At 62.8% G+C, this 4925-nt stretch carries 6 protein-coding genes and 1 pseudogene; all 7 read left to right on the top strand.

The window, feature by feature from the left end; all coding sequences use genetic code 11:
• Positions 1-111: 111 nt before the first annotated feature.
• The 7 genes and pseudogenes from CG51_RS20865 (at position 112) to istB (ending at position 4854) form a co-directional block, all read left to right on the top strand.
• The gene (locus CG51_RS20865) at positions 112-345 is read left to right on the top strand and encodes a hypothetical protein (RefSeq protein ID WP_233141292.1); all 234 of its coding nucleotides are present in this window, start codon (positions 112-114) and stop codon (positions 343-345) included.
• A gap of 9 nt (positions 346-354) precedes the next feature.
• Positions 355-678, top strand: coding sequence for a rhomboid family intramembrane serine protease (locus CG51_RS20860; RefSeq protein WP_428829762.1), 324 nt, complete (start codon positions 355-357; stop codon positions 676-678).
• A gap of 166 nt (positions 679-844) precedes the next feature.
• Positions 845-1687 carry an SDH family Clp fold serine proteinase gene (locus CG51_RS18445; protein WP_035747506.1) on the top strand — a complete coding sequence of 281 codons (843 nt, stop codon included), beginning with the start codon at positions 845-847 and terminating at the stop codon, positions 1685-1687.
• A 51-nt stretch (positions 1688-1738) separates the two neighbouring features.
• Entirely contained in the window at positions 1739-2161 is a 423-nt protein-coding gene (gene trxC / locus CG51_RS18440) for a thioredoxin TrxC (RefSeq protein ID WP_035747505.1), read from the top strand.
• A 123-nt stretch (positions 2162-2284) separates the two neighbouring features.
• Positions 2285-2428, top strand: a pseudogene (locus tag CG51_RS20295) (IS110 family transposase); the annotation flags it as partial.
• Positions 2429-2537: 109 nt separating this feature from the next.
• Positions 2538-4070, top strand: coding sequence for an IS21 family transposase (gene istA, locus CG51_RS18430; RefSeq protein ID WP_143412860.1), 1533 nt, complete (start codon positions 2538-2540; stop codon positions 4068-4070).
• The gene (gene istB, locus CG51_RS18425; protein ID WP_035747503.1) at positions 4060-4854 is read left to right on the top strand and encodes an IS21-like element helper ATPase IstB; all 795 of its coding nucleotides are present in this window, start codon (positions 4060-4062) and stop codon (positions 4852-4854) included. The genes istA and istB overlap by 11 nt, the downstream gene beginning before the upstream one ends.
• Positions 4855-4925 lie beyond the last annotated feature (71 nt).

The following is a 4925-nucleotide window of genomic DNA, read 5'->3' as shown; positions in this document are numbered from 1 at the left end:
GAAGCCTCGCTCGAATCCTTCCCCGCCTCCGATCCCCCGGCCTGGACGGGTGTGACAGTCGTAGGGAAGAAACCGTGACGACGGCCGGCCACAGGCGCGAGGAGGCGTCGCATGTTCCCGTGGGCTGACACCGTCGCACGCCGATACCCGCCGATCGTCGTCTGGTCGGTCATTGGTATCAGCGCCCTTGCGCTCCTCTATCAGGTCGGCCTGCCGCCGCGCGTGCTCGACCGGTTCCTGTTCGACTTTGCGCTGGTTCCCTCGCGCTTCTTCGGGCAACTGAGCCTCGTCGCCCCTTCCGACTGGACGCCATTCCTGACCAACATCTTCCTTCATGCGGGCTAGCTTCACCTCATCCTCAACAGGTGGACGCTGTGGATCTTCGGCCCGGCTGTGGAGGACCGGCTCGGGCCGGTGCGGTTCGCGCTGTTCTATCTCTTCTGCGGTGTGGCCGCGGGGCTGGCCCATGCCCTTGCCTACCCCGACTCGGTCGTGCCCGCCCTCGGCGCGTCCGGTGCCATCGCGGGGGTGATCGGGTGCTATGCCCGGATGTTCCCGGCGGCCCGGATCGTCGTGATCGTGTCGATCCTGATCATCCCGCTGTTCTTCGAGGTCAGCGCGCTTGCCCAGAACGACCGCCCCGACTACCAATCTCAAACCCGCAGACTCTCGTTATGAACGAGGGACCCAAGGGGGGCAGGTCAGCGCATATCGGCGGCTTCGTCGCAGGATGGCTCGCCACACCGCTTCTGCGCAGGCCCGCCGGCGCCCATCGCCGATACTATCGCGACGAAGGGATCTACGGCTTCCTGCCGGATGGCCGAAGACAGGGAGGAGGAAGTCCATGGATCTGATGCAATTGCTATGGCTGTTCTTCATCGCCTCGGCGCTGCAGCCGGCCCTGCAGAGGAAGTATCTCGAGGCGATGCGCGCGCGGAAGATCGCCCAGATCGAGAAGAAGCGAGCAAGCCGGGTGATCCTGATGATCCACCGGCAGGAGACGATGAACCTCCTGGGATTTCCCCTGGTGCGCTACATCGACGTGAACGATTCCGAGGAGGTTCTGCGCGCCATCCAGATGACGGATGCCGAGATGCCGCTCGACATCGTGCTGCACACGCCCGGAGGGCTGGTCTTGGCCGCCACGCAGATCGCCCGCGCCATCCAGGGACACAAGGGCAAGGTCACGGTTTTCGTGCCGCACTATGCCATGTCGGGGGGAACCCTGATCGCCCTGGCAGCGGACGAGATCGTGATGTGCGACCACTCCGTGCTGGGTCCGGTCGATCCGCAACTCGGCCAGATGCCGGCCGCTTCGCTCATCCGGGTCGTGGAACAGAAGCCGATTGCCGAGATCGAGGACCAGACCTTGGTCATGGCCGATGTCGGGCGCAAGGCGATCGCCCAGGTCGAGGCGGCTGTGCGGCGGCTCTTGTCCGACAAGATGGACGCGGAAAGGGCGGCGGCCGTGGCGGCGCAGCTGGCCACCGGCACCTGGACCCATGACTATCCGATCTCCGCCGACGAGGCGCGCGAGATGGGACTGCCGGTAAGAACCGACATGCCCGAGGAAATCCTCGAGCTGATGACCCTCTACCCGCAGCCCGTGCGCCGCCAGGGCGGCGGTGTCGAATACCTGCCCGGACCGCGCCACCGGGAAGCCCGCGGGGCCTCGGCCTCGCGCTGAACGGCGCCGGTCTGCGGCCCTCTCCGAAACGAAACACGAAGGAAGAACAGAATGCCCACCGTTGCTTGCCCGAAATGCAGTTCAGTGAACCGCGTCCCGCAGGAGCGCCTGACGGACACCCCCAAATGCGGCCGCTGCGGCGCCGCCCTGTTCGAGGGCCGGCCGGTCGTGCTCACCGAGGCCAATTTCGACCGGCACGCCAATGCCGAACTGCCGCTGCTCGTCGATTTCTGGGCGGAATGGTGCGGACCATGCAAGGTCATGGCACCGCAGTTCGAGGCGGCGGCGCGTTCGCTCGAACCCCATGTCCGCCTCGGCAAGCTCGATACCGAAGCCGAACAGCAGATCGCGGGGCGCTACGGCATCCGCGGCATTCCGACCATGATCCTTTTCAGAGGCGGCAAGGAAATCGCGAGGACGAGCGGTGTAATGCCTGCCGCGCAGATAGCGCAGTGGGCGCGGTCGCACGTTTAGAGAATACAGGTATTGGCCTTTCCTGCGACATGATATCAGGAGAAGGCGTTGATGATGTAACCGCCCCCCGACGGCATCCTTATGCCAAGGTGGGTCTGCGATGATCCACATAGGAGAGCGGTTATGTCGAAGATTACCACTGTCGGGCTCGATCTGGCGAAGAATGTGTTCCAGGCACATGGTGCTGACGCCTCTGGGCAAGCTGTGCTGCGCAAGAAGCTGAGGCGCGATCAGGTGCTGTCGTTCTTCAACCAATTGCCACACTGTTGATTTTCACCCAGAACTGAGCCGGTTGGGCGCATAATTTTCACTGAGAACTGAGCCATGTGAACCTTCCCCCAAAGCGGTGAGCGGCGGGGGCAACGGAGTGATCCACATGGGACTATTGAACATCATCCGACGCATGCACTTACGGCAGAAACTGTCGATCCGCGAGATTTCGCGGCTGACGGGCGTGTCGCGCAACACCGTGACCAAGCATCTGGCGGCGAACACGATCGAGCCAAGGTTCGCGACGCCGGAACGTCCAAGCAAGATTGACCCCTTTGCCGAGAAGCTGGCGGGTTGGCTCAAGACCGAAGCCGGCAAGTCGCGCAAGCAGCGGCGGACCATGAAGCAGTTGCACGCCGATCTCGTAGCACTTGGCTTCACCGGCTCCTATGCCCGGGTCGCGGCGTTTGCACGACGGTGGCGTGCTGATCGGCAGCGCGAACAGCAGACGACGGGGCGCGGGACCTTCGTGCCGCTGCACTTTGACCCCGGCGATGCCTTCCAGTTCGACTGGAGCGAGGATTTTGCGGTTCTGGGCGGCGAGCGCGCCAAGCTGCAGATGGCCCATATCAAGCTGTCGCACAGCCGGGCCTTTTTGCTGCGTGCCTATCCATTGCAGACCCATGAGATGCTGTTCGATGCCCATTGGCACGCGTTCCGGGTCTTCGGCGGCGTCCCTGGTCGGGGCATCTACGACAACATGAAGACGGCAGTGGATCGTGTCGGCCGCGGCAAGGAGCGGCAGATCAACATGCGCTTCCTCGCCATGACGAACCACTATGTCTATGAGCCGGAGTTCTGCAATCCGGCGGCAGGCTGGGAGAAGGGGCAGGTCGAGAAGAACGTTCGGGATTCCCGTCACCAGATGCTGCAGGGGATGCCAGACTTCCCCAACCTTGCCGCGTTGAATGCCTGGCTCGAACGGCGGTGCCAGGAACTATGGAGCGAGACCGCCCATGGCACGCTGCCCGGCACGATCGCCGATGTTTGGGCTGAAGAGCGGGCCGCCTTGATGCCGTTGCCCGTGGCCTTCGACGGCTTCATCGAGCTCAGCAAGCGGGTCTCGCCCACCTGCCTGATCAGCTTCGAACGCAATCGTTACAGCGTTCCTGCGTCATTCGCCAATCGTCCGGTCAGCCTTCGGATCTATCCCGATCGGTTGGTCGTGGCAGCTGAAGGCAACATCCTGTGCGAACATGCCCGCGTGATCGCACGCAGCCACCATCTTCCGCCGAAGACGATCTACGACTGGCGGCATTATCTGGCGGTCGTGCAACGGAAGCCCGGCGCGCTTCGCAACGGCGCGCCCTTTCTGGAATTACCTCCAGCGTTCAGACAGTTGCAGGATCACATGCTGCGCAAGCCCGGCGGGGACAGGGAGATGGTCGATATCCTTGCCCTTGTCTTGCACCACGATGAGCAGGCCGTGCTGACCGCCGTGGAACTGTCGCTGGCCGAGGGCGTGCCGACCAAAACCCATGTGCTGAACCTGTTGCACCGCCTGATCGACGGCAAGGTGGTTGGCGGGCCACCACTGGACACGCCGCAAGCACTGGCCCTGCATCGCGAGCCCAAGGCCAATGTCGAACGCTATGACGGCCTGCGTGCCCAGATTGCAGGTGGTCGCCATGCGTCATGATCCAGCCGCTGGCGCCATTGTCATCATGCTGCGCAGCCTCAAAATGTATGGCATGGCGCAGGCGGTGACCGATCTGATCGAGCAAGGGGCACCGGCTTTTGAAGCCGCCATCCCGATGCTGTCGCAACTCCTGAAGGCGGAACTGGCCGAACGCGAAGTTCGATCTATCGCCTATCACATGAAGTCCGCGCGGTTCCCGGCCTACAAGGATCTCTCCGGCTTCGACTTCGCCGCCAGCGAGATCAACGAGGCCACGGTCAGGACCCTGCACCGTTGCGAGTTCATGGATGGCGCCCAGAACGTGGTTCTGATCGGCGGTCCGGGCACCGGCAAAACCCATGTCGCCACCGCCCTCGGCATCCAGGCCATAGAACATCACCGCAGGAAGGTCCGCTTCTTCTCCACCATCGAACTGGTCAACGCCCTCGAACAGGAAAAGGCGAAGGGCAAGGCCGGGCAGATTGCCGAAGGCCTGACCAAGCTCGACCTCGTGATCCTGGACGAGTTGGGCTATCTGCCGTTCAGCGCATCAGGCGGCGCCTTGCTGTTCCATCTGCTGAGCAAACTCTACGAGCGCACCAGCGTCGTCATAACCACCAACCTGAGCTTCAGCGAATGGGCCACGGTCTTTGGGGATGCAAAAATGACCACGGCCTTGCTCGACCGCCTCACCCACCGCTGTCACATCCTGGAAACCGGCAACGACAGCTTCCGCTTCAAAGCAAGTTCAGCCGCCGCAGCCCGGAAAAAGAAGGAGACAAACCCGACCTTGACCCCAGCATGAACCGAAATCCATAATCAGAGGTGGCTCACTTCTCGGTGAAAAAACCGGCTCAGTTCTGGGTGAAAATCAAC

It is taken from the genome of Haematobacter missouriensis (assembly GCF_000740775.1).
GTDB classification, from domain to species: Bacteria; Pseudomonadota; Alphaproteobacteria; order Rhodobacterales; family Rhodobacteraceae; genus Haematobacter; species Haematobacter missouriensis.
This window is presented reverse-complemented; position numbering and strand designations above follow the sequence as displayed.